The following is a 2215-nucleotide window of genomic DNA, read 5'->3' as shown; positions in this document are numbered from 1 at the left end:
CCGTCGGTTAGAGTCGATGCCCGGTATTATCCGGGGCACCTCTCCTTCAGAACCGTACGTGAAGGTTTCCCCTCATACGGCTCCTAGATATTCTCTCCCTTAGGAGTGCTCCAGTGTATCTGTTGATGGCAGCTTTGATGTACTGCTAGTAGATTCTTTTTTGACCAGTTGTCGTGGTTTCCATCTATGTGATGAAGATGTACATCCTCGCCTTCGATGAATCTCAGTCCACAGTGTCCACAGGAATGGTTTTGCTTTTTCAATGCGTCAGAGGTAGCATCGGAGTAAAGGCGTGAATTCCTTTGGCTCCAGTAGACTAGGTCGCCGTCGTATGGTGACTTAGTCCCCCTTACGTTCACGTGTTGGTTCTGTTTGTAACCTACCTTTGGGAATGCTTTATCGCATAATTTGTTGGCTCTGTACCGATTCACTTTCTTTTCCTTTCGGAATTTACGGTTAGCGGTTATTCTCATGAACCACAATGAATCCCTTGAGCTACTCATATCACAGCTACTATGGTAGTTACGCCATCCGCGAACTTTGGAGGCTAATTTCTTAGCTTTTACTTCGGCACCATAGTTCGAGTTGTTGACTACGGATTTAATTTTCTTACGTATGTTTCTATGATTTTCCTCTGAGGGAACGCATGAAAACTTTCCGTCTTTTCTGACGCGGAATCTCCACCCCAGGAAGTCAAATCCGTCTGTCGTTTTAGTTAGCTTGGTCTTTTCTTCACTGATTTCCATTCCTCTTTCTGCCAAGAATTTCTTGACTTTGTTGAGGATTTTCTCAGCATCATCTTTAGGCTTTAAGATAAAAACCATATCGTCTGCGTATCGCAGACTTGGATGGATTTCCTCTATTCCGTTTAATGCCACATTTGCTAATAAAGGACTTACCACACCCCCTTGTGGGGTGCCCTGTTCTGGAAACTGAACGGTTACTCCTGCTTTTAGGCATCTGAATATCCCCGTTTTGATTTTTGCTGGTGCGATAAGCCTTTCCATTATAGAGCTGTGGGAGATTCGGTCAAAGCATTTCTTGATGTCTAGTTCGATTATTCGTTTATTTATTCCATTATGGTTTGAGGCCAGATGGATTTGTAAGCGTTTTTGGACGTCCTGGGCGCACCTGCCCGTTCTGAATCCATAGCTATCTCCGCTGAACGTAGCCTCGTGGGCTGGTTCAAGGGCTAGCTTCACTAGACATTGCCATGCTCGGTCAGCGATGGTTGGTATCTTTAACATTCTTACTTTTCCATTCTTTTTTGGGATTGGAATTTCTCTGAGTCCGCTATGCTTCCAGTCAGTTGCATAATGGTTCAATGTTTCAACCAGTTCCATTCGTTCTCTGTAGTTGAGGCTTGACTTGCCATCAACTCCAGCCGTTTTCTTGCCTTTATTTAGCTGTGTCACTTGTCGGACTGCCAAAAGTTGAGCTGAGCGGGATTTCAGGATCAGTTTTTGTACTGACCTGGCTTTCTTCAAGTCACCAACTCTAACTGCTTTATACACTCGCTTTTGTAGGCGGAAAAGATTTTGGCGGAGTTTCTTCCACTGTTGTTTTTTCCAAAGTTCACTATGATTACTCATGTGTCTAACTATGCTCTCCTAGAGTTTGTGTATTCTGAATACCCGCAGCCAGTTTCTAGCTGCATCCTACCCGATAGTGGGGATTAAGTTTGACATAACTTACTGAAGATTCGACCGGCCTCCAGACCCATTGCTATCGTTTTTACTTGTTCCATTCATCGGATTGTTTTGATGGTTTAGGGCAGTCCACTTTGCCTATTCCCTCCTCAGAGTTTACAACTGTCTGCAACAGAACGTTGTGAGGATAATCAGGAATCGAGTCTCGCATATACTAGTCAGATTGCGGCTTCTCCTTTAGACACTTTTTAAGGACTTTCGCTGCTGTTACCCATGTCATCTTCCCATTAGCGGCAGTGTCACGCATCTGATTCGTGTCTGATTCCGCCCTGTTGCCAGCGTCACTCTGCTAGGATGTCGCCTGCAAGGCCGTTGGCCTCGCTCTGCGAACGGTGTGGCCAGATAGGGTGTCACATCTCTCCTGATGGGGTCGGATTTGCACCGCCATCCTGATGAATAGTTATAACCTTTGGGATGTTATTCCGCGAGTTACCTGAGTCATAACCTACTCTACTACGAGTTGCTCCTACTCAGAACAAGCCGCACGCTGCAGAGGAGTCCACTCG

1 protein-coding gene is annotated in these 2215 nt (G+C 45.5%); it reads right to left on the bottom strand.

Annotated elements, in window-relative coordinates; genetic code table 11:
* Positions 1–83 precede the first annotated feature (83 nt).
* On the bottom strand, positions 84–1592 hold the full coding sequence (locus F6K64_RS37910; protein ID WP_044492589.1) for a reverse transcriptase domain-containing protein: 1509 nt from the start codon (positions 1590–1592) through the stop codon (positions 84–86).
* Positions 1593–2215 lie beyond the last annotated feature (623 nt).

Source organism: Moorena sp. SIO3A2 (assembly GCF_010672265.1).
GTDB lineage: Bacteria > Cyanobacteriota > Cyanobacteriia > Cyanobacteriales > Coleofasciculaceae > Moorena > Moorena producens.
The sequence above is the reverse complement of the archived record's forward strand: the minus strand, read 5'-3'. Positions and strand labels throughout refer to the sequence as shown.

Coding starts and splice junctions, on each gene's coding strand:
- F6K64_RS37910 (WP_044492589.1), bottom strand. CDS start 1,592: ATGAGTAATCATAGTGAACTTTGGAAAAAACAACAGTGGAAGAAACTC.